The following is a 21,367-nucleotide window of genomic DNA, read 5'->3' as shown; positions in this document are numbered from 1 at the left end:
TCGGTAAAGAGTACCCGTTTCAACTTCCCCATTTCGTATCACTCCTCGTCACATACCTTGATTAAAACACAAATGACCCACAAGAAGTCACTTTTTTCAAAGTGTCCATCTTATGGGTCACAGTTCACTGAAATCTTAAGGGCGGTTTTTTTATACCAATGTAAAATGCGAGCGGTTAAAGAGAAGTACTCTGGTATCCGATAATATCCGTAAGTGTTAGATTAACGATTGGATAAGGATGTGAGTACATGCGCATTGCGTCTGCATATACATACTGGAGTCAGGTGAAACGGATGGACGCCGAATCAGCCCAAGGCGGATTTGAACAGCTGCTCCAGAAGAGCAAGAAGGAAGAAGAGAATAAGGGAAAGCTGGTAACCGTAAGGGAAGGCGGTTATTTGCGTCAGTATATGGTTCAACCGGATGGGAGCAAAATGCTGTTAAGCGAGACGAAGCAGTACGAAAGTGAATCCGCCGCCAGTTCAAAAGCTCCATCGATGTCGTTGCCTCGAGTGAGCGGAATGAGTCTTAATACCAAGGACGCTCTCGATCTGCTATGTCTTCAGGCTGGTGCGGTCGGTACGCGTTCCAGCTACAAGATATTCGAAATCACCTAAAATGAATAAATACCAAAAAATCATACTGGTAACAAATTGATACTTGCTGTATAATTCTCAGTAAGTCTTGGTTGAACGTGAGATTTTTCATTGTAATCAACTCTAATTTCATTTATTTTGAAAATAGATGTATTTACATGAAAGAATTCATGTTATAATTTCAATACATCAACTAAGCTCATAGGAATTATCGGTTAATTAATTAGTGTGAATGCATTACAAAAATAAAACATGAATATGGATCTTCGGGGTAAGGTGAAATTCCTAACCGGCGGTGATGCTTCGTTCCGGCGTGAACGAAACTCAGCCCGCGACTCGCTGCGTTCTGGTGTGAATCTGATCGCAGCGACTGACTTGGTGAAATTCCAAGGCCGACGGTAAAGTCCGGATGGGAGAAGATCAAAAATGAGTTTGCCGTGGATGCGAAATTTTCCATTCGGCGCAGGCTTATTTGATCAGCCCCCGTTTACGTCGACACATGTCGATGACGGGGGCTTTCTGCTAGCAAGACCTCCGTATTCAAGACAGGAGAGGGCAAGATGAGTAATATTAATACTGGAGTCAAGGTGAAACCCTATGGCTCCGACACACAGGCAAGTCGACGTTTTAAGGGAGGGTTCTGGCTCGTCGTTTTGGGAGCCGCCCTGTGGGGCGTAGACCCCTTATTCCGGGTCATTCTGCTTAAGAATCTGACTTCGGCACAGATCGTTTTGCTTGAACATATCATTATTTCCTTGATTGCAATTCCTGTGTTATGGAAGAACCGGGAGGAACTAAAAGGCCTTGGCTGGAGTCATGTCGGTGCTCTGCTGTTTATATCCTGGGGCGGCTCGGCACTGGCTACTGTATTGTTCACGATGGGGCTGTCGAGCGGCAATCTGAATGCCGTCCTGCTGCTTCAGAAGCTGCAGCCGCTGTTTGCCATCATTCTGGCCAGCCTGCTTCTGAAAGAGAAGCTTCCGCGTCATTTCGGCGTACTGCTCATCATCGCGTTGGCGGGCACGTATTTACTGACCTTCGGTTTAACCTTGCCGATTGGCCATTGGAATGAGTTTATTCAAGTTGGCAGTCTCTTGTCCTTAGGTGCAGCAGCGCTGTGGGGCGGTTCAACCGTCATGGGGCGCCTGATGGTAGGCAAACTGAAATACGAGACGGTAACCTCGCTGCGCTTCGTGCTTGCCCTGCCGCTCCTGACCGTCATTACATGGAGCGAGGGGGCAGCATGGAATATGCCGGCCTGGAATACCGGGGCCTTTGCCTTGGTATCGCTGAACCTGATCGGCCAGGCATTACTGCCGGGTCTCCTGAGCCTGCTGGTTTATTATAAAGGATTAACCACGACCAAAGCCTCCGTGGCAACACTTGCGGAATTGAGTTTTCCCATGGTGGGCGTGCTCATCAACTGGATCGTATTCCAGCAGATCGTGACAGGTCCTCAGCTTCTTGGATTCCTTCTGATCTGGGTTGTACTGTTTATTATTTCCAGACAGCAATCCGAAGCTTCTCCGCAATTACAATGAAATCATACGTTTGTAGAAAAAGCCGATCCGGGTGGGATCGGCTTTTTTGCCGTTACATAAAGCTATTCCAGTAATTTTGCCTGGTGCAAGGATCATTTTTTTGAAAGATATGTAGGGTTTCCGGAATTAAAGGTGTCTTATATAGTAGCACCGGATCTAAGGCTTGGTTCAACCAAAGGAGATGGTTATAAAGGGGGGAGGATCCATGGAGGATCGGACATTGTTGGACGGGCTTGCGCTGAAAGATCCGCAATGTTTTGAAACATTGGTTGACCGCTATTCACGCTACATAGCCGCGGTGGTCGCTAAAGTGGCTGGTGGACGGTTTAATTCCTACGATGTGGAGGAAATCACCGGGGACGTGCTGGTCAAGCTGTGGACAGACGGGCCCAAAATCATGCTGCGCGGAGATAGCCTCAAGCCTTATCTGGCTATAGCTGCGCGTAATCATACCTTGAATGTTTTGCGAAAAAGACAGCGGGTCATTGAATCCGAATTGGAAGATGATGCGGTTTCTTGTCCTTCTGCAGAGGCATTGGCTATTCTGCGGCAGGAGAAGGAAGCGATTAGCGGCATGGTCCAGGATATGGGGGAACCGGATCGCGAAATCTTCATCCGCAGGTACTTCTATTTGGAGAAAGTCCGAGATATTGCAAGCAGGCTGAATATGCAGGAGAAAGCCGTCACCGCCCGGATCCGCCGGGCAAAGGACAAACTGCGCATTCATTATGAAACCGATAATCTGTAGGATTTCTATAAGGACCGTGTCTATAGGAGTGAAGCTTCGAATCGATAGCGAAAGGGGATGGATGCAAGTGAAGCGGCGAATTGTAGATATCATGGCCAATATCGACAATCAGGAGCTGGAGAATCTCCTCCTTACGGAGGAAGAGGAACGCGAGTTGACACAGCAAATCAGTATGGAACGCATCAAGAATCGAGCGATGAACCGTATTCAAGAGGAGGAAACGATGATGTTTAAAAACAGGAAAGTGAAAAAATATAAAGCGAGTATCGTTATCGCTGCCGCGATGATTATGATACTTAGCACGACCGCTTTTGCGAGCCAATACATGGATAGCTTGAAGCAGTTCTTCGGTCAATCCGCGTCCATTTCGGAAGACGAACGATCACCTATACAAGGGACAGATACCGCGTCCGGGGTAACCATGAATGTGGAAGAAGGGGTTTATGTCGGCAACAGCGGTTATTTGGTGGTCAGCTTCATGAAAGAGGATGGCACGCCATTCCCCGCGGGTGCATCGATACCCGGACTTGAGCTGAAAACGGAACATGATGTGAGTTATATGGTGGGGCAGCAGCTTCTTGACGATAACAAAAAGCTTGTCGGCGTATTTGAGATGGATGCGATGAATGACCTCGACGGGCTTAAGGCACGGATCACAGCCGATCGAATCGCGTCAGCGGACAACACCCAAGCCGTTGAAGGCCCTTGGGATGTCCAATTCACCATTGCTCCCGGGAAGCAGAGAGAGCAGAGTCTGATTATGGCGATCGATAAGGGTGAGGAGGCACTGTCTCTCAGCACGATTAGTGTCTCTTCCATCGGTGTAGCTATCGAAGGCAAGCGTACCGACGGTGAGCTGGATAAACTGCCGGAGTATACGCCGGAGGTTAAGGTTATCGCCGCGGACGGATCAGAACTGATGCTTCATGCCAGCTCGACAAGTACCACAAAGAGCGGGTTTCAGTGGCTGTATAATCTGGACAGCAAGAATAACCTCGTTTTTCTTGGGGATGTGGACATCAAAAGCATCAGCGTCGACGGCAACGTGACGGAGCTGAAGTAAATATTAGGTGGCAAAGAACCTCAAGGGGCAGAAGTGATGACTTCTGCCCTTTACTTGATCAATACCTCAGCAGGAATGGAATCCGAAAGCCGTAAGCGCATCAGGCCATAGCCTCAATGCGCTTACGGCTTTTTTGAGGCTTCGGACCGAAATATGATTCATGAGAAAAAAATGTATTGAAATTGGAGAAAACGTCCATTAAAATGAAACCAACTACCATACTAGTTATACTAGTATGGTGAAATGCGACTCTCAACATAGGTTGGATAAGCAGCTGGATCACTTTGTCGGTCTAACATTCAAGATACGGGAGTCTATAGGTTAAGCCAACATTGTAAGCGCTTAATATTGAAGGGGGGATCAATAGTAGAGCGGATATTATATGCTGTAACGCTGCAACCTGCTTATAGCCACAATAATTGAAAGCGATTTCTTCGTGAGTATTGAATGGAGCTGGATCATGAAACACGGCCATATTCCATGACGAAAGAGGTATGAGAAGAGGCCATACGGATTGGAGTGAATAACGTCGATGGAGCCAAAAGTTGCACATCATTCCTTGCCAGCCGTGAAAGCGGCCAAGAAACCATCCAAACTTAAAACCGTCGCTGCACTGGTCCGGAAGGATTGGCAGCTGTATTCCCTATTGATTTTACCGGTCATGTACCTGCTCATTTTTAAATATGGACCGATGATTGGCAACGTGATCGCTTTCAGGCGATTTATGCCCGGAGGAAGCATCTACGGGGAGAAATGGGTAGGACTGCACTATTTCAACATGTTTATCCATGACCCGGCGTTCTGGAACGTATTCAAGAACACCCTTCTGCTCGGTGCGTTATCCCTGCTCTTTACGTTTCCGGTGCCCATCATCTTTGCGCTGCTGCTGAATGAGGTGAAGAGCAGGCGATTCAAGAAATTCGTCCAGACGGCTTCTTATCTGCCGCACTTTCTGTCCATTGTCATCGTTGCCGGGATGATCCTGCAATTGACGTCAGTCAACGGCTCCGTTAACTCGCTCGTGGAGTTCTTTAACGGGGAACGAATCAATTTCATGCAGCGGGCCGAGTGGTTCCGGGCGATCTATATCTCGTCGGAAATCTGGCAGGGCATGGGCTGGGGCGCGATCCTGTATCTGGCCGCATTAACGACGATTGATGAATCGCTGTACGAGGCGGCAAGGATCGACGGGGCCAACCGCTGGAAGCAAACGCTGTTTGTCACGATTCCAGGCATCCTGCCAACGATTGTGACGCTGCTGATCCTGAATATGGGGGCATTCCTGGCGGTAGGGTTCGAGAAAATATTGCTGCTGTACAATCCGGTTATATATGAGACGGCCGACGTGATATCGACGTACCTGTACCGGGTCGGTCTCGTTTCGAACAACTTCAGTTATGCCACGGCCATTGGACTGTTCGAATCCATAATCGGGCTTATATTGGTATTCTCCGTGAATGCGATCTCGCGAAGACTGACGGATCGAAGCTTATGGTAAGGAGGGAGCGGTTATGAAGGAGTCAAGATCCTATAAGGTGTTCAAAGTGTGCAATGCCATCATTCTGCTGTTCGTTGTCTTCATCACGCTGTATCCCTTCCTGAACGTGGTCGCTCAATCCTTCAGCGGCGAGTCGTACATCAATTCAGGGAAGGTGAACCTGATTCCGAGGGGCTTCAATCTCGATACTTACAAAACCGTCACCAAAGACGCCATGTTCTGGACGAATTACAAAAACACCGTCGTGTACAGCGTGGTCGGCACCGCGATATCGATGTTCTTAACGACGATTTTTGCTTACGCCCTGTCCAAGAAACGACTGGTAGGACGCAAGTTCCTGACGATGTTTGCCGTGTTCACGATGTTCTTCAACGGGGGGCTGATCCCGAACTATGTGCTCATTAACAGCCTGGGCTTCAGCAACTCGATCTGGGCCATCGTAATCCCGGGAGCCATCAGCATATATAACATGCTCATCATGAAATCCTTTTTTGAAAATATGCCGGAAGAGCTGGAGGAAGCCGCGGCCATTGACGGCTTGAACACGTATGGCATGCTGTTCCGAATCGTGCTTCCTTTAAGCAAAGCGGTCATCGCGACCATGGTTCTCTTCTATGCCGTCGGGCACTGGAACTCCTGGTTTCCGGCCTTCCTGTACCTGGATCAGAAGGAGCTCTTCCCGGTCACGATCTATTTGCGCAACATGATAGCGGGCGCAACGGGCGTGACTTCCGCCGGTGCTACCTCGGCCGATAACCTGACGCAGATATCCGCCAATATCAAATCGGTGACCATGGTGCTGACCATTTTGCCGATACTGACGATTTATCCGTTCGTGCAACGTTATTTCGTAACCGGCATCATGCTGGGCTCCGTAAAGCAATAGGACCATCCGTAAGGACATTTTATTGATATCATGGGGGGAATGAGAAAGTGAAAAAGAGTCATCGATCGTTTGCCGGCAAAGCTTTATTGCTATCGTTAATCGTTGTGATCTTGGCGGCGTGTACCGACAAAACAGGCGGCAAAGAAGCCGAAATCCAGGATAAGGGCGCGATGGAAACCTACGCCGTAGGCGATGCGTTCAAGGCGACGGAGCCGTTCGATCTGTCCATCCTCTACAGCGACCAGCCGGCGTATCCTTACAAGCAGGACTGGATGCTTTTTGCTAAAATAAAAGAAATGACGAACGTGACCTTGAAGCCAACAATCGTGCCGATGAGCGATTACAGCCAAAAGCGCAGTCTGCTGATCAGCTCAGGCGATGCGCCGCTGGTCATTCCGAAGACTTACCCCGGGGAGGAATCCGCGTTCGTGGCTTCCGGTGCGATTCTTCCGATCAGCGATTATATTGATCTGATGCCCAACTTCAAGGACAAGATCGAGAAATGGGACATGGAAAGCGAACTGGAAGGGCTTCGCCAGGAGGACAAAAAATATTATGTGCTCCCGGGCCTCCATGAAGCGGTGTGGCCGGACTATACGCTGATCGTGCGCACGGATATTTTCGAAAAGCATAACATCGCAATTCCGACCACCTGGGATGAACTGTATACGGCGATGAAGCAGTTGAAGCAGGAGTACCCGGACGTTACGCCGTTCTCCGATCGATTCAAATTCAACAGTACGCTGAACATCGCGGCTACGGGCTTCGGCACCAAAGGCGGATGGGGCTACGGCAGCGGACTTACGTATAAGGAAGAGACGGATGAATTTGTGTACACGGCGGCAACGGATGAATATAAGGACATGCTGGCCTACTTCCACAAGCTGGTGGATGAAGGATTGCTGGACAAAGAGAGCTTTACCCAGGATGACGATCAGGCCGTGCAAAAGTTCGTGACCGGCAAATCCTTCATCATTAACGGCAACTCCCAGACCGTGGTCCAGCACCGCAATGATATGGACAAAACGCTGGGCGAAGGCAAGTATGCGATCAGCAAAATCACGGTTCCCGGCGGCCCGGCAGGCCAGCTGATGTCCGGCAGCCGACTCGAGAACGGGGTGATGATCACTTCCAAAGTGAAAGAGAGCGAGCATTTTAAAGCCATCCTGCAGTTTATCGACTGGCTCTATTACAGCGACGAGGGACAGGAATTTACGAAGTGGGGTGTCGAAGGCGTAACGTATACCAAGGAAGGCGGCGTACGCAAGCTGATGGACGACATTAACTACAACGGACTGAATCCGAAGGGCACGAAGGATCTGCGGATCGAGCATGGCTTCTCGGGCGGCGTGTTTGCGTACGGCGGCACGACCGAGCTGCTTCAATCCATGTTCAGCGAGGAAGAGCAGCAGTTCCAGAAGAGCATGAGCGAAACAAAAACTGTCGTGAAGCCGGAACCGCCAATTCCGTACTCGGTCGAAGAACGCGAGCGAGTAACGCTTTTGAGCACGCCGCTGAAGGACTACACGGATCAGAACACGCTGAAGTTCATTCTGGGCGACCGCGATCTTGCCGAGTACGACAAGTTCGTGAAGGAGCTGGATAGCCAGGGTGTCGGACAATACCTGGAGATTGCAAATAAGACTTATAAAAAATATAAAGAGCAACAATAACCAACGGATCGACAGGCTGCCGTTTCTTTATGGAAAGGCAGCCTCTTTGGAGGTTCAGACGGTCGTGATGATCCATCCTGCACTGTTGACGACAAGGAGGTTGTTCTAAATTGAGTGTGACCGTTCAAGAGGTAATCAACCGATTAACCGAACCAGCGGGACGCCTTGAATCCACGGTGGACAGGGTTGTAGCTGGAAGCGCGGATGCCATCGTTCACGGCATCGCCGTCACGTTCGCCGCCTCGTTTTCGGTTTTGCAGAGAGCCGTGCAGGCGGGAGCAAACCTTGTGATCACCCATGAGGGGATCTTTTACAGCCACCATGAGGATGGAGTGGATGGGATGCAGGCGAGTTCTGTCCACCAGGATAAAATAGATCTGATCCAATCCGGCAATCTGACGATTTACCGGTTTCATGATGCGCCTCACAGATATGTTCCCGATATGATCACACAGGGATTGGTTCAGGCACTGGACTGGGAGCCCTATATCGATACGTACCTTCCTACAGCTGCCCTAGTCACACTGCCCGGAGAACTGACAGTTCAGGAGATTGCAGAAGATATAAAAAGAAAGCTGATTCTTTCGTATCTTCGTTATGTCGGGAATCGAGGCGGAATATGCTCCAGAATCGGCATAACCGTCGGCTACCGTGGCGGCGGCGCGCATGCCATTCCCCTCTGCGTGAATGAGCGGCTGGATCTGCTTATCGCCGGCGAAGGCCCGGAATGGGAGACACCCGAATATATCGGCGATGCAGCGGCGCAAGGCCGGAACCCGTCCATGCTTCTGCTTGGTCATGCCGCCAGCGAGGAGCCCGGTATGGCCTGCGCGGCCAAGCTTCTCCGCGAGCTTTTTCCGCAGATTCCCGTACATTATATACCGCCCGTGCCCTTGATTCAGGTAATATAGAGGGAGAAATAACTTTAACGGTATCGGAAGAGCCATCCGCATAGAAAGCGATGCGATCAGCCGGATCTTATAACGTAAGCAAAAAGAACACTTGAGCATAAGAGAAAGAGGTAACGAAATATGTCAACAGAGCAAAAGATTAAAGGCTCTACCAGGGAGTATTCATATCAGCTGCTGAAAGACCGGATATTCCATCTGGAGCTGGAGCCGGGTACGAAAATCTCGGAAAAGGAAATTGCGGATGAATTGAACGTCAGCCGAACGCCGGTCCGGGAAGCGTTCATGAAGCTTGCCGAGGAGGAACTGCTCGACATTATTCCGCAAAGCGGGACAATCGTATCCCGTATTAATCTCAGGCATGTTGAGGAAGGCCGGTTTATTAGGGAGAAGATCGAGAAGGAAATCGTGGCGCTCGCCTGCGAAATTTTCCCCGAAGAGTTCCGTTTCCGTCTGGAAACCAATATTGCGCTTCAGGACATATGCGCGGGAAACCATAATTTCTATAAGCTGTTTGAGCTGGACGAAGAGTTCCATCAAATTCTGTTTGAGGGTACGGGCAAAGAACGGACCTGGAAGATGCTGCAGCAACTGAACATTCATTTCAACCGCTTGCGGCTGCTTCGCCTGTCGAAGGACTCCAACTGGGAGAATATCATCTCGCAGCATAAGGAAATGTATCAGCTGATCGTTAATAAACAAGCGGAGCAGGCCATGAACGTAATGGAGCGCCATCTGCGTCTTGTCGTTGTGGAGCAGGATATTTTACGCGAGAAGTACCCGCATTATTTTATTTAACAAGCTTTATTAAAAATAATGACCCGCAGGAGAGTCACTTGAGATCAAGTGACCAGCCTTGCGGGCCATTTTTTTCATTAGATCGATCTGCGGATAACACCGTCAAGAATTTGAGCCACATGAGATGGTCCTTGCTCTAGATCCTGTTGATCCAGGGTAACCCATGAGTGTTGTTCATCCATATCAAGGGATCGCTGGAGCCAGCCTGATACCCCTCTGCCTCTGCGGTCGACTTCGACCAGGACGGAAATCCCTTCCTGCTCCGGATACAGAATCAATTCAAGCTCTTTGATATGGCCGGCATAAGAGGAGCCAGGGTAAAATTCAATTTCTTGCACAAAAGGCACGCCCTGGCCTAATCTCGGGTGATATTCACATGTGGCCATTTTGAAGCTGAAGCCAAGTTCTTCCACGGCGTCAAAGACAACGGATGCGCCTTCGTCCGGTTCAACGTCGATAAAATCACGGTCCTTCGGATCGATGGCATTATCGATATCAAGGCCGGTATGGATCCATACCGGCTGCCGTGAAATGGTGAGCGGCGTTTCCAGCGGCAGGGCAAAAGAGAATGGTATTTCCTGTTGATCGCCAGGCTTTAACGTGAGGCGGCTGGAGACATTGATTTTGGCAAGGGTATAGGATTCTATGTACTTCTTGTCGTCGCTTTCCCTGGTGTATTCCGTCATCACTTTCAAGTAAATACGGTCGACCGTCTGCTCTACGTTTCCTCCTTTAATGTGAATGACGCCGCGTACTTCTTCACCTGGATAATAGGAGGATTTTTCGAGATGCGTATCGATCTGGGCTGCTCCAATTCCTACACTGGCTAGCATTTTGTTAAAAAACGACATAAAAGATACCTCCAAAAGAGAATGTATGATAATGGAATTATACGCTCGAAGATCGCCTCTGGTTTCCGAATTGCAAAAATATTTTTTGTGGTTTTGCGCAGTGAAGATATTGACGCCCAGGAAGCTGAAGAATACCCATGAAATCAGGAAAAAGAATACAGCTCGTTAGCATTCGCAGGTTCGGCATGGTATATTGGACACGATACCATTAAGGATGGAGCATTCAAGGCATGAGCGAACAACAACGTTCCGGACCAGGAACCAAAAATAACAATTCAACCGCATACGGAAAGAAGCCGGGTGATAAGGCGGCTGCGAACCAAACAGGGGCCAAGCCGGCTTTTAAGCGCGAACATAGGAAGAACAAGGATTCGTTATCGGCTTCATCGTATTCGAAAGCGAAATCGTCCGATAAATATAAGCAAGGAGTACGCGGGCCACGGCCTTCATCCGGACGTGAGCACGCAGATGAGCTGCAAGCAGGCGACATTATTGTCGTTACGATCAAACGGCTTGGCATTAACGGCGAAGGGGTCGGTTATTACCGCCGTAAGGCAGTGTTTATTGACGGAGCGATCACGAACGAAGTTGTCAAAGCCGAGGTGAAAGAGGTCCAGCCTAAATTTATCAAGGCACAGCTGGTAGAAGTGGAGAAGCGTTCGCCTTACCGGATTGAACCTCCTTGTCCTGTATTCGGCATCTGCGGCGGCTGCCAAATTCAGCATATCTCCTATGAGGGACAGCTGCAGGCTAAGACGGATATTGTGCGTGAGGCGTTCAGCCGGTATGCAGGACGGGACGATGTGAAGTTTAAGCCGATCCTCGGCATGGAGCACCCATGGAATTACCGGAACAAAGCGCAGCTGCAGCTGAAACGGAAGGGCGGCGAAGTGATCGCAGGGCTCTATGAAGCGGACAGCCATACGATTGTGGACATTAGCGGCTGCCCGATTCAGCATCCGAAGGTGAATGAAGCGGTGGAGAAGGTCAAATCCGTCCTCGAAGAGTTGCGGATTCCGTTGCATAAGGAGAATGGAAACAAGGACGGCGTTCGGACGATTGTGGTTCGTCACGGCTTCCAATCCGGGGAGCTTCAGGTGACGCTGGTCACGGCCGGAAGCAAGCTGCCAAGGCAGGACGATCTCGTTCGCATGCTGCGCCTTACCATTCCGGAGGTGAGCGGGATTTCACTCAATATTAATCCGAAGAAATCCTCACTCATCTTCGGAGACCGGACAATCTCGCTGTGGGGAGCCGAGAGCATGCAGGAATCGCTGAGTGACCTGCAATTCTCGCTGTCGCCCAGAGCGTTCTTCCAGCTGAATCCGCAGCAGACGGTCAAGCTGTATGAGTCGGTCCGGGGGGCAGCCGGATTGACGGGGAAGGAAACCGTCATCGACGCCTACTGCGGAACGGGCACGATCGGCCTGTGGCTTGCGCCTTATGCCCAGGAGGTGCGCGGGATCGAGACGATCCCCGAAGCCGTCGAGGACGCCAAGGCCAATGCGCAGCGAAACGGACGGGCTAATGCGAGCTTTCACGTCGGCCAGGCAGAGGAACTGCTGCCGCGTTGGGTCAAGGAGGGTATGAAGCCGGACGTCATCATTGCCGACCCGCCGCGTACCGGCCTGGACTCGCGCTTCCTGGAGACGGTGCTACGCACCAAGCCGAAGCGGTTTGTATACGTATCCTGCAATCCCTCGACCTTGGCGAAAGATTGCAAGGTCCTGCTTGACGGCGGTTATGAGCTCGATTGGGTGCAGCCGGTCGACATGTTCCCGCAAACAAGCCATGTGGAGTGCGTAATAGGGATATGTCGAGTCGATACCTAGAAGTCTATAGTTATCAGTATTCGGCGAAGTATTTCTCCTTTGCGCAAGATGAGAGTGAGTATAAAAATAAGGTTTTGAAAGAGACGATCAAGGTTTCGGTCGTATTGGATTTTAAGTGGGTAGATATGAGCAACGATTTTTAGTTTATTAAGGGTAATATAAACGAGTGTGAAGGAGGGCACCTCAACAGGTGCCTTCTTTATTTAGTAATGTACTCAGTAATCTGGTATTCTATTTTTTACTAGGTAAACTTAAACGCATGGGAATCAGCAATAAATGGGCATGAAAGGCTACCTTCAAAATTGAAATAGAAGGTGGCCTTTCCGCATCATCCTGTATCATGCGGATCATTTTCCGAGCCTTAAGAAATGCATTGAAACTTGATTTTTCGATACAATGTCGATTAAACATCAAGGGAACACGGTATAAAGTCTGGTTTTAATGGTTTTACGTTTTACTCATAGGGCCAGAGTCATCTTTGGTATTGTCACAACAAAATGAAACTATAAAAGTCGAAGTATAGGAATGTTGACGAGAAATGTCGTTGCATAGGAGGAATCGAGGGAATAGATGGAGAATAGTTACAACTATATTGGTTCCTGGGGGAAATCGATATAAGCCTTAGGGCCTAATTGATGATTCTGTTGAGAATTTAATCCATCTAATGATAAGTGATAGAAGAAAAATAATTATCCCCGCTTTTTCAATAAGAATGAAGGCTCTGTTGGCGACATGAAAGCAAGATTTAGATGAGAGTTCTCCCATCATTGAGTTTGCTGTTTTTAAAATTTAATTAGCTTGTTTGGAAGTGACGGTGAATTTTTAATGGCGGAAAAACGATTAGTTGATTTTAAAAGTAACGGCGGTTCGCTATTATTTAGTTTTCCTTTATATACAAAAGTAAAAGTTAATAGTGCAATTGAAACAACAGATGATTCGGAGATTTTAGATTATGATGAAGAGGGGATTCCAAATATTCTTCATCATATATACTTTAAAGAAAACAGAGACTTTAGATTTTTGAAGAAACTAGTGATTGAAGAACACAATTTCTTTTATTATTGTCCTTTTTGCAGCAAAGAGGTACCGATCATATATAAGGGAAAAATCGTCCATGGAAAATATAAAGACTCAATACTTTCAACCTACTCATATATGTATAGCATGACAGAAGAATTTGAAGATTATAAGGATTCAGCAACTGAGAATTTTTCTAAACGATATCAAGAATTTACTAATGAGGTATTTGGAGAAAACAAAACGCTCCAAATGAATTTAGAGTGCACTTCAAAACATAAACATAAGTTCTACGCAATACTTCAATTGACAGATGATAATTATTTAATTAAGACAGGGCAATATCCTTCAATTTTAGATTTTGATAATTCTTTAAGGGAATACAAGAATGTGTTAAAAAACAAGGATATTTCAAAAGAGTTGAACAATGCTACTATTTTAATAACACATAATATGGGCGTAGGTGCCTTTCTTTATTTGCGTAGAATTTTTGAAAAACTTATTTTCGAACAATTCGATAAAGCCAAATCTGAGCATAAAATTGACGAACAAAAGTTTAGGGAAGCAAAAACTAAAGAGAAGGTATCACTGCTTTATCAGAACGGTTATGTTCCTTCTTTTCTGGCTGAAATCAATCCTTTTCTTTATGACATTCTTAGTAAAGGTGTACACGAACTAGAAGAACAAGAATGCAAGTTGCATTACAACATACTTAGAGATGCCATTCTCCTGATTCTGGAAGAAAAGATCGATATGGAAAAAAAAGAAAAGTTAAAGGAGTTCACTAAAAACAAATTAAATACAATTCATGCAAAATTATCGCAATAATTAGCTGAGCGTCTTTGGAGAAATCAGAGAGTCTCACGGAATGAAAACAGCGTGTCACGTTTTCAATCATAACACAATACAATTCTAGCATCAATGTGGACAGTATCTGTTTAAGTAAATTGTGTAACGACTACTTATAACCAACGAGTAGGGATAGGACTGAGACATGAAGGAGTAGGGTTAGGTGAACTTAGTGAATTATTCTATGAATATACAAGACTTAACCAAACAGGTTGTCGATTTAATTTCTTTGAAGCAAGAAGGTGCCCACTGGGATTTTAAGCGAGAATGGTATAGTAAAAAGTCTGATCTTTTGCACGATATCATATGCATGGCGAATAACTTATCAAATCAGGATGGTTTAATAATTATTGGTGTTGACGAAGAAAAGGATTTTGTAGTACAGGATACAGTAAATGACACCAACAGAAAGAAAACACAAGATTTAGTGTCTTTCCTTCGTGATAAGAATTTTGCTGGTGGAATAAGACCGACTGTTACAGTCCAATCAATCCTAGTATCTAAAAAAACTATTGATGTGATAGTTGTACGCAATGATCGCAATACTCCATATTATTTGACAGAGCAATATCAGGGGGTTTTTGCAAATAATATCTATGTGCGAATTATGGATACAAATACACCGAAAAATTCTTCTGCTGATATAAATATAATTGAAACTCTTTGGAAGAAACGTTTTGGAATACATGCGACAGCACTTGAACGTGTAATTCTGTACTTACAAAGTCCATCAGATTGGATTAGTTCGTCAGATGAATCCAAAAGGTACTATAAGTTTGCCCCTGAGTTTACTATAGAACATATTTCAGCTGCAGATGACAGAAACGGTTATGTGTTCTATCTATTTGGGCAATATGATAACAGTCCTCACTGGTATGATATAAACGTTTATTATCATCAAACATTATTAGATTCGTTAGGAGGCGCGGCCTTAGATGGAGGCCGATATTTCACTGCTACTCCTAAAACAGGAGGGTTATCGTTAGATGACAGCGGAATGAATTGGGATATTAGTTATAAGTATTTCATTAAAGAATCAATAGAATACATTGTTCATAGGTTTTATATTACTGAAGATATAGATGAGGAACTCACATCAAGGAGACGATTTTTAGATTGCGTTCTTGTCTTTGATTCGGAGTTGGAAAAAGCAAGCTTTGATAAGTTTGTAAAAGCAAGATACTCGCACTATAATGCCTCCGATTTTACAGCAAAACTTCCTCACTTTCCACAAATAGAGGGTTATAAGATGAGTGTTTTTAAAAAGGATTATATGAATGCGCTTATTCTTAAAAAGATGCTGAAAGATTTTAGAGCAATTTAAGGGAGTACGGAATTCTGATTTGGAGATTCGTATGTTCAGGACAATATAATCCAAAAAATGGGGGGGTAAGATCGTGTATTTGTCTTCATTGCAAATCAAGAATTTTAGGTGTTTTGATGATAATGAACACATCATTAATTTTAATCAGGGATTAACGGTTTTAGTCGGAGAAAATGATTCGGGTAAATCGGCTATAATGGATGCTATCAGGATTGTGCTAGGAACAACAGACTTTGGTTGGATTCGAATAGAAGCAAATGATTTCTATAATGAAGATACCTTTCTAGAAATCACTATTAGTTGCAAATTTTCTGGTTTGACTCCAGATGAGCAAGCTGCGTTTTTGGAATGCTTGACATACGAAAAGCACAAAGATGGTAATACGCCTTATTTGTATTTACACTGGAAATGCAAATATTTAACGTCTTTTAAACCGCCAAGACCAATTTCTTCGCTTTCTACGGGTAAGGATGGTAATGGTCCGGCTCCTTCGTCCGAAGCCCGTGAGTTGCTTCGCATTACCTATTTAAGGGCTTTGCGTGATGCTTACAGTGATATGCAGGCGGGAAGGCATTCACGCTTGTCTCAAATTGTACAAAATATTCCGGGGCTGAATCAAGGGGAACATGAATACCAAGACGGAATGGATATGAATAAGTTGTCTTTGGTAGGTATTACAAATTTATCGAATCGCTTATTGGCTGCCCATCCTGCTCTTAAGTCAATAAATGATGATATGACAGAAATATTAAGTAAGCAAATGTTATTGAAAAAAGATGCTATTAAAACAAGGTTTGAAGTGGCTGGTACCAATAGTAATGATCTTCAAAAAATAATGCTACTTTTAGAAAAACTTGACTTGGCAGTAGATAAAAATGCGAGTGCTATGCAAGGTAAGGTAGGGTTGGGAACAAGTAATATCATGAGCATGGCATGCGAATTGCTCTTGCATAAGGAGTCTGAGGCGACAAAAAAATCGTCTTTTTTACTTATTGAGGAACCGGAAGCACATGTGCATGCACAGCGACAGCTGAAATTAATTCAGTCGTTGGAAAAAGAAACGGAAAATAGACAACAGCAGATAATTATCACAACACATTCCCCATTGCTGGCTTCCGTTGTGAAATTAAAGAATATCGTAATATTGAAAGAGGGACAAGTGTTTCCACTGGCAGAAGGGCACACTAATCTCGAAAGTGATGATTACATCTATTTGGAAAAATACTTGGATGCTACAAAAGCCAACTTGTTTTTTGCACGAAGTGTTATCGTTGTAGAAGGACCCGGAGAAGCTTTGTTACTTCCTACGATAGCCAAGTTGTTGGGGTGCAGCTTTACTGATTTCGGAACTTCATTAGTTGATGTTCGAAGTACAGGGTTGCGCCGCTACGCGAGAATATTTCAACGTTCCAATCATAAAAATCCACTGGGCATTAAGGTCGCTTGTGTCACTGATAGAGATGTGATGCCGAACTGTGCTCCTGGAATTTGTATTAATGAAAAGTATACCCTAGATCCGTCTACATGGCCGAAAAAAGCAGATCGGAATTGGAGAGCGGAGGCAGATTTTACTACATCGGAAGAAGCAACAACTTATCTTGAGGACATAAGGCAGAAGGCAGATGGGCAACAGGTTATAACATTTATTGCGGATCACTGGACTTTGGAGTATGACTTGGCTTTTGCGGGCTTAAGCCATATTGAAATGAAAGAGGCATTAATAAAGGCGGTAGTGAAAGTAAGCTATGCTAAGAAAAATTGGGATGCAAAAACAAAAGAATTTAAAACTACTATTGAAGCATTACCTACCATTGAGGAAAAATCATCTTACTTTTATAGATTTTTCACAAAAAAGATAGCATCCAAAGCAGATTTTGCACAGCAGTTTGCATTTGAGCTTGAGGAAGCTTTTACGGGAAAATCAACTGAGTTGAAAGCAACGCTACCAAAGTATGTAGTAGACGCAATAGAATACGTTGCAGGGGAATAGATTATGGGAATTGAAAGATTAAAGGAAATAGAAATTACTGATGGCGACATTGCATGGGTTGAATCTATTATAGGCTATCAATTTGATAGTGATAGAATCGGTGTCATAAAAAATATGGAATCGATAGATATCCAGGCGTTCCCAGGGAGCGGGAAAACAACGACACTTATTGCGAAATTGGCAATTTTGGCAAGGAAGTGGCCATACGCAAATTCTGGTATATGTGTCTTGTCACATACAAATGTTGCTCGTGAAGAAATCGAAGAACGATTAGGAAATACTGATGTAGGAAAAAAGCTTTTGATGTACCCACATTTTATAGGCACACTTCATTCCTTTTTCGATACATTTGTTGCTTTGCCTTGGCTTCGTTCCAAGGGTTTTCGTATGAATATGATAGATTCGGATCTTGTGAGAAAATCTCGCTGGTATATGCTCCCTTTCGGTACAAGATCATATTTAGAACGGAACCATAAAGATGCACAAATTTGTAGCTACAGCGGGGACATCGGCGTTATTAACTGGGACAAACAGGGTGAAACACGTCAAAAGATTTTGGATGCGATACAGGAGTCTCAAAGTGATGGGAACTTTACATTTGATGAGATGCTTTTATATGCAAAACAAGCGTTGAAGGAGTGTGATTCTATACCTATTGGACTACAGCAGAGGTTTCCGATAATCTTTATTGACGAAGCGCAAGATACTAATTCATTTCAATGGGAGCTAATCCACAAGGCTTTTCCAGAAGCAGGCGGTATGACGATTATACAGGGATTTGGTGATAGCAATCAAGCAATTTATAATTACGTTAATGAAATTGTTGAACAACCAGAATTTCCAAGGAAAGCACCACTGCTATTAAGTGAGAGCAAAAGATTTGATAATAGAATAGCTCAATTAGCGAACACAGTATCTATTTCTGCAGAGCAAATGCACGGTACGGAAAATGATTATACTGAGAGAGAAAGTTGCCATACTCTTTATTTGTTTTCAAAAGATAAGGCTGGACAAGTAATAGAGGAGTTTGCACAACATATACTAAATACTTTTTCTGATGATGAACTGTTGAAGAATAAGAAATTGGGATGCCATGTTATAGGGATGGTCCATGATAAGAAAGACGAGACTCCTGAAAAACATTTTCCAAAAGGCATATATGATTATTGGCCTAGTTATGAAGCAAAAAAGGCAGATAGAAATTCAAATCCCAATAGGCTGATTGATTATTTTAGAAGGGGACGCTTTGAATTTCAAAAAAATGGGGAATTGAGTGCTCAAATAGAATGGATTGCCAAAGGCATACGTAGACTCATCAACACAGCAAAAGGTCAAAATTTAATAGCTGCAACTAATAATCCGGTTTCATCAATTATCAAACAAATCTCAGAAGAAAAACAGTTGGAGTTACGAAAAAAATTCTATGCATTGTCTTCTGCGGGTATTTCCACAGAGGAAAGTTGGAAAAGCGTAGTGAGCATTTTGGAAAGTGTTCTGAAAGAGTTTGACCTGACATTAAATGAGAAAGTTAAGAAGTTTATATCATGGAAAAGCGATATTGATTTGAATGGAAATGCCAAAGAAACAGTACCGCGCACATTACCAAATCATTATATCTTTAAGGAAAAGGAAAGCGAACGTTGCGTTGAACTAAAGTTCGGCAGTATTCACTCTGTAAAAGGAAGAACACATTTAGCTACCTTGGTTTTAGAAACATATACAAAAGCACACAACATGAAAGCGATACTTAAATACCTTTGCAATAAGCCGCCCAAATCCATTGGAGCTAATCATAGTCGCCTCAAGTGTCAGTATGTAGCTATGACACGTGCGAAAGCGCTATTGTGCCTTGCAATACCGTTAGAGTTTGTAGATGAGAAAATAAAGAAAAGGTTAGAAGATGTAGGATGGGCATTGAAAATTATATCCTAGAATAAGGATGGAGGTGCAGGCTTCGTAATTATTGGCGCTCTCAAATTATTCGGGAAGAGTAAGCAAAGCATCAATTCGAAGTTATCGAGTATCCCGGTGCCAGATAGCCTCCAAATGCTTCTGACTAATCATTAAAGTGAAAATACATATAGGGTCAAGAGATCATCGAAGGTGTGATTTATGATGACATTGCATAATCGATAGTTAGCCTATATTGAATGTAGAGGGCATATATGAAAAATATATTTTTGATTGGCGGGACAATGGGCGTAGGAAAAACAACGACTTGCCAAGTTATAAAGGGCAAATTGAACAACAGTGTATTTCTGGATGGAGACTGGTGCTGGGATATGCATCCCTTTCAAGTGACCGAGGTAACCAAGAAAATGGTTATGGAGAATATTTGCTTTCTCTTGAATAACTTTATCAAGTGTTCTGTTTTTGAAAATATCGTATTTTGCTGGGTCATGCATGAGCAAGCGATTGTTGATGAGATTCTATCACGACTCGATACAGCAGGTTGCAAGGTGCATCTTATCTCCTTGGTATGCAATAAAGAGGCATTGAGTGAGCGACTGATGAAAGAAGTAGATACCGGAACTCGTACGGAAGATATAATCCGCAGAAGCTTGGACCGTATACCTTTTTACGAAAAACTGAATACATCTAAAGTGGACGTATCGAATATCACTCCGGAGCAAGCAGCCGACTTTATTATTCAGCGATTCTCAATTTAGATGAATTAAATGTGAATTGGTGTTTACGCCATGCGTGCTTTGTTGTCACGGAGAGCAGATCAAAGATGGGGAGTTGCGTCAAATAAGTATGAAAGGGAAAGGCTCCCCTTTCGAGTAAATTGTAGCAAGTGTCAAAAGCCCAAGAATGCCGATTTCACGGCGTTCTTGGGCTTTGTTCAGTAAGGTGCCGTTGCTGAAAAACGGCTTTTCGAGCAGCTCCTTTTCTTGATTAAAAATCCAATCATTCGCAACGAATCTTTATATTCATTGCTCGGAAGCCTTTTAGCATCATCATTTTTAACTTCTGATTGAGCCTCTATTAAAAACCAATGAATTATTTACCCCTCCAGACCAAGCCGTTCACGAAGTATCCGTAGACTTTCGTCTACTGTTTGATGGGCCGTATCGATAATAAGTCGATCTCGATCCCACGCCTCGTATTGTCTATTCTTAACTTCATCCCAAGTTGGAAGAATAAGGCCAGAAATATCCGTTCGGCGTGTGCGGACACGGTCCCTGTATTCACATTCATCAGAACAAACAACCTAGATTTCAACAAACGGAATCTGAAGAGATTCCGCTACGTCGCGCCAAGCTTGGCGCGTGATGGTGATCGGATTGACCGTATCTGCGATCACATCAAGACCCAAGCGCAGGTTTTGTTTCGCAAGTTCGTAACACACAATGTAGCCTTCCGGCCCGTTCAAAGTGATTCCGGCAGTACGCATCGCCTGTTCAACTACATCGACCCGAAGATACGTAGCTCGGAGCTCCTTAGCTAAAGCTGCGGATAATGTGGATTTGCCGGTACCCGGCAAGCCGCCAAAAATATATAGCATGTTGTTCCCTTCCTTTCACCGCCAGCAAACTTTTCCGCAAAACGCATTGTCCTCTCACGATTCTATCCTTTAGACCTTGACTCTCCAATCGCATTTAGTCTATTGTCGTCTGTTTTTGGGCAACCAGAAAGCCGCGAGATGTCCTCGAAAAACTTTCTTCAAAATATTTTTCCTCAAACTACCCGATTTTGCCCGAAAAATGAAACGGCTTATGAGGGACAAAATCCCCTCGCCATCGTTCTTTGAAAATCGAATACAAGTTTGTCCGGTACATTCCCCATGCAG

The 21,367-nt window shown here is 44.9% G+C and carries 17 protein-coding genes and 1 riboswitch; of the genes, 15 read left to right on the top strand and 2 right to left on the bottom strand.

The window, feature by feature from the left end; translation table 11 throughout:
* Positions 1–248: 248 nt before the first annotated feature.
* The 9 genes from AK95_RS30410 to AK95_RS30370 all read left to right on the top strand — a co-directional run bounded on the left by AK95_RS30410 (position 249) and on the right by AK95_RS30370 (position 9,711).
* Positions 249–617 carry a hypothetical protein gene (locus AK95_RS30410; protein ID WP_071223643.1) on the top strand — a complete coding sequence of 123 codons (369 nt, stop codon included), beginning with the start codon at positions 249–251 and terminating at the stop codon, positions 615–617.
* A 237-nt stretch (positions 618–854) separates the two neighbouring features.
* Positions 855–1,021: riboswitch (FMN riboswitch) on the top strand.
* Between the two features lie 135 nt (positions 1,022–1,156).
* Positions 1,157–2,137, top strand: a complete 981-nt coding sequence (locus AK95_RS30405) for a DMT family transporter (RefSeq protein ID WP_071223642.1) — start codon at positions 1,157–1,159, stop codon at positions 2,135–2,137.
* A gap of 205 nt (positions 2,138–2,342) precedes the next feature.
* Positions 2,343–2,885, top strand: coding sequence for an RNA polymerase sigma factor (locus AK95_RS30400; RefSeq protein ID WP_071223641.1), 543 nt, complete (start codon positions 2,343–2,345; stop codon positions 2,883–2,885).
* Between the two features lie 61 nt (positions 2,886–2,946).
* Positions 2,947–3,948, top strand: a complete 1,002-nt coding sequence (locus tag AK95_RS30395; protein ID WP_071223640.1) for a hypothetical protein — start codon at positions 2,947–2,949, stop codon at positions 3,946–3,948.
* A gap of 532 nt (positions 3,949–4,480) precedes the next feature.
* Positions 4,481–5,446, top strand: coding sequence for an ABC transporter permease (locus AK95_RS30390; protein WP_071223639.1), 966 nt, complete (start codon positions 4,481–4,483; stop codon positions 5,444–5,446).
* A 13-nt stretch (positions 5,447–5,459) separates the two neighbouring features.
* Entirely contained in the window at positions 5,460–6,332 is an 873-nt protein-coding gene (locus tag AK95_RS30385) for a carbohydrate ABC transporter permease (protein WP_071223638.1), read from the top strand.
* A 47-nt stretch (positions 6,333–6,379) separates the two neighbouring features.
* Positions 6,380–8,005, top strand: a complete 1,626-nt coding sequence (locus tag AK95_RS30380) for an ABC transporter substrate-binding protein (protein ID WP_071223637.1) — start codon at positions 6,380–6,382, stop codon at positions 8,003–8,005.
* A 110-nt stretch (positions 8,006–8,115) separates the two neighbouring features.
* The gene (locus AK95_RS30375) at positions 8,116–8,916 is read left to right on the top strand and encodes a Nif3-like dinuclear metal center hexameric protein (protein WP_071223636.1); all 801 of its coding nucleotides are present in this window, start codon (positions 8,116–8,118) and stop codon (positions 8,914–8,916) included.
* Positions 8,917–9,036: 120 nt separating this feature from the next.
* On the top strand, positions 9,037–9,711 hold the full coding sequence (locus tag AK95_RS30370) for a GntR family transcriptional regulator (protein ID WP_071223635.1): 675 nt from the start codon (positions 9,037–9,039) through the stop codon (positions 9,709–9,711).
* 77 nt (positions 9,712–9,788) lie between these two features.
* Here AK95_RS30370 and AK95_RS30365 read toward each other — a convergent pair whose 3' ends face one another.
* Positions 9,789–10,562 (bottom strand): sporulation protein, encoded by a 774-nt coding sequence (locus AK95_RS30365; protein ID WP_071223634.1) that lies wholly within the window; start codon positions 10,560–10,562, stop codon positions 9,789–9,791.
* Between the two features lie 230 nt (positions 10,563–10,792).
* On the opposite strand from AK95_RS30365, the gene rlmD reads away from it, so the two are divergent.
* From rlmD to AK95_RS30335, 6 genes are all read left to right on the top strand, one after another.
* On the top strand, positions 10,793–12,394 hold the full coding sequence (gene rlmD, locus AK95_RS30360) for a 23S rRNA (uracil(1939)-C(5))-methyltransferase RlmD (protein WP_071223633.1): 1,602 nt from the start codon (positions 10,793–10,795) through the stop codon (positions 12,392–12,394).
* Positions 12,395–13,219: 825 nt separating this feature from the next.
* Positions 13,220–14,239 carry a hypothetical protein gene (locus AK95_RS30355; RefSeq protein ID WP_071223632.1) on the top strand — a complete coding sequence of 340 codons (1,020 nt, stop codon included), beginning with the start codon at positions 13,220–13,222 and terminating at the stop codon, positions 14,237–14,239.
* 184 nt (positions 14,240–14,423) lie between these two features.
* Positions 14,424–15,584, top strand: a complete 1,161-nt coding sequence (locus AK95_RS30350) for an AlbA family DNA-binding domain-containing protein (protein WP_201259446.1) — start codon at positions 14,424–14,426, stop codon at positions 15,582–15,584.
* A gap of 73 nt (positions 15,585–15,657) precedes the next feature.
* Positions 15,658–17,574 (top strand): ATP-dependent nuclease, encoded by a 1,917-nt coding sequence (locus AK95_RS30345; RefSeq protein WP_071223631.1) that lies wholly within the window; start codon positions 15,658–15,660, stop codon positions 17,572–17,574.
* A gap of 3 nt (positions 17,575–17,577) precedes the next feature.
* Positions 17,578–19,506: a UvrD-helicase domain-containing protein gene (locus AK95_RS30340; RefSeq protein ID WP_071223630.1), complete on the top strand. Its 1,929-nt coding sequence runs from the start codon at positions 17,578–17,580 to the stop codon at positions 19,504–19,506.
* Between the two features lie 233 nt (positions 19,507–19,739).
* Positions 19,740–20,243, top strand: a complete 504-nt coding sequence (locus AK95_RS30335) for an AAA family ATPase (protein WP_071223629.1) — start codon at positions 19,740–19,742, stop codon at positions 20,241–20,243.
* Positions 20,244–20,788: 545 nt separating this feature from the next.
* Here AK95_RS30335 and AK95_RS35035 read toward each other — a convergent pair.
* Positions 20,789–21,082 carry a P-loop nucleotide/nucleoside kinase family protein gene (locus tag AK95_RS35035; RefSeq protein ID WP_235613263.1) on the bottom strand — a complete coding sequence of 98 codons (294 nt, stop codon included), beginning with the start codon at positions 21,080–21,082 and terminating at the stop codon, positions 20,789–20,791.
* Positions 21,083–21,367: the final 285 nt, after the last annotated feature.

Origin of the sequence: Paenibacillus sp. LC231 (assembly GCF_001860525.1) — a bacterium.
GTDB lineage: Bacteria > Bacillota > Bacilli > Paenibacillales > Paenibacillaceae > Paenibacillus_AQ.
This window is presented reverse-complemented; position numbering and strand designations above follow the sequence as displayed.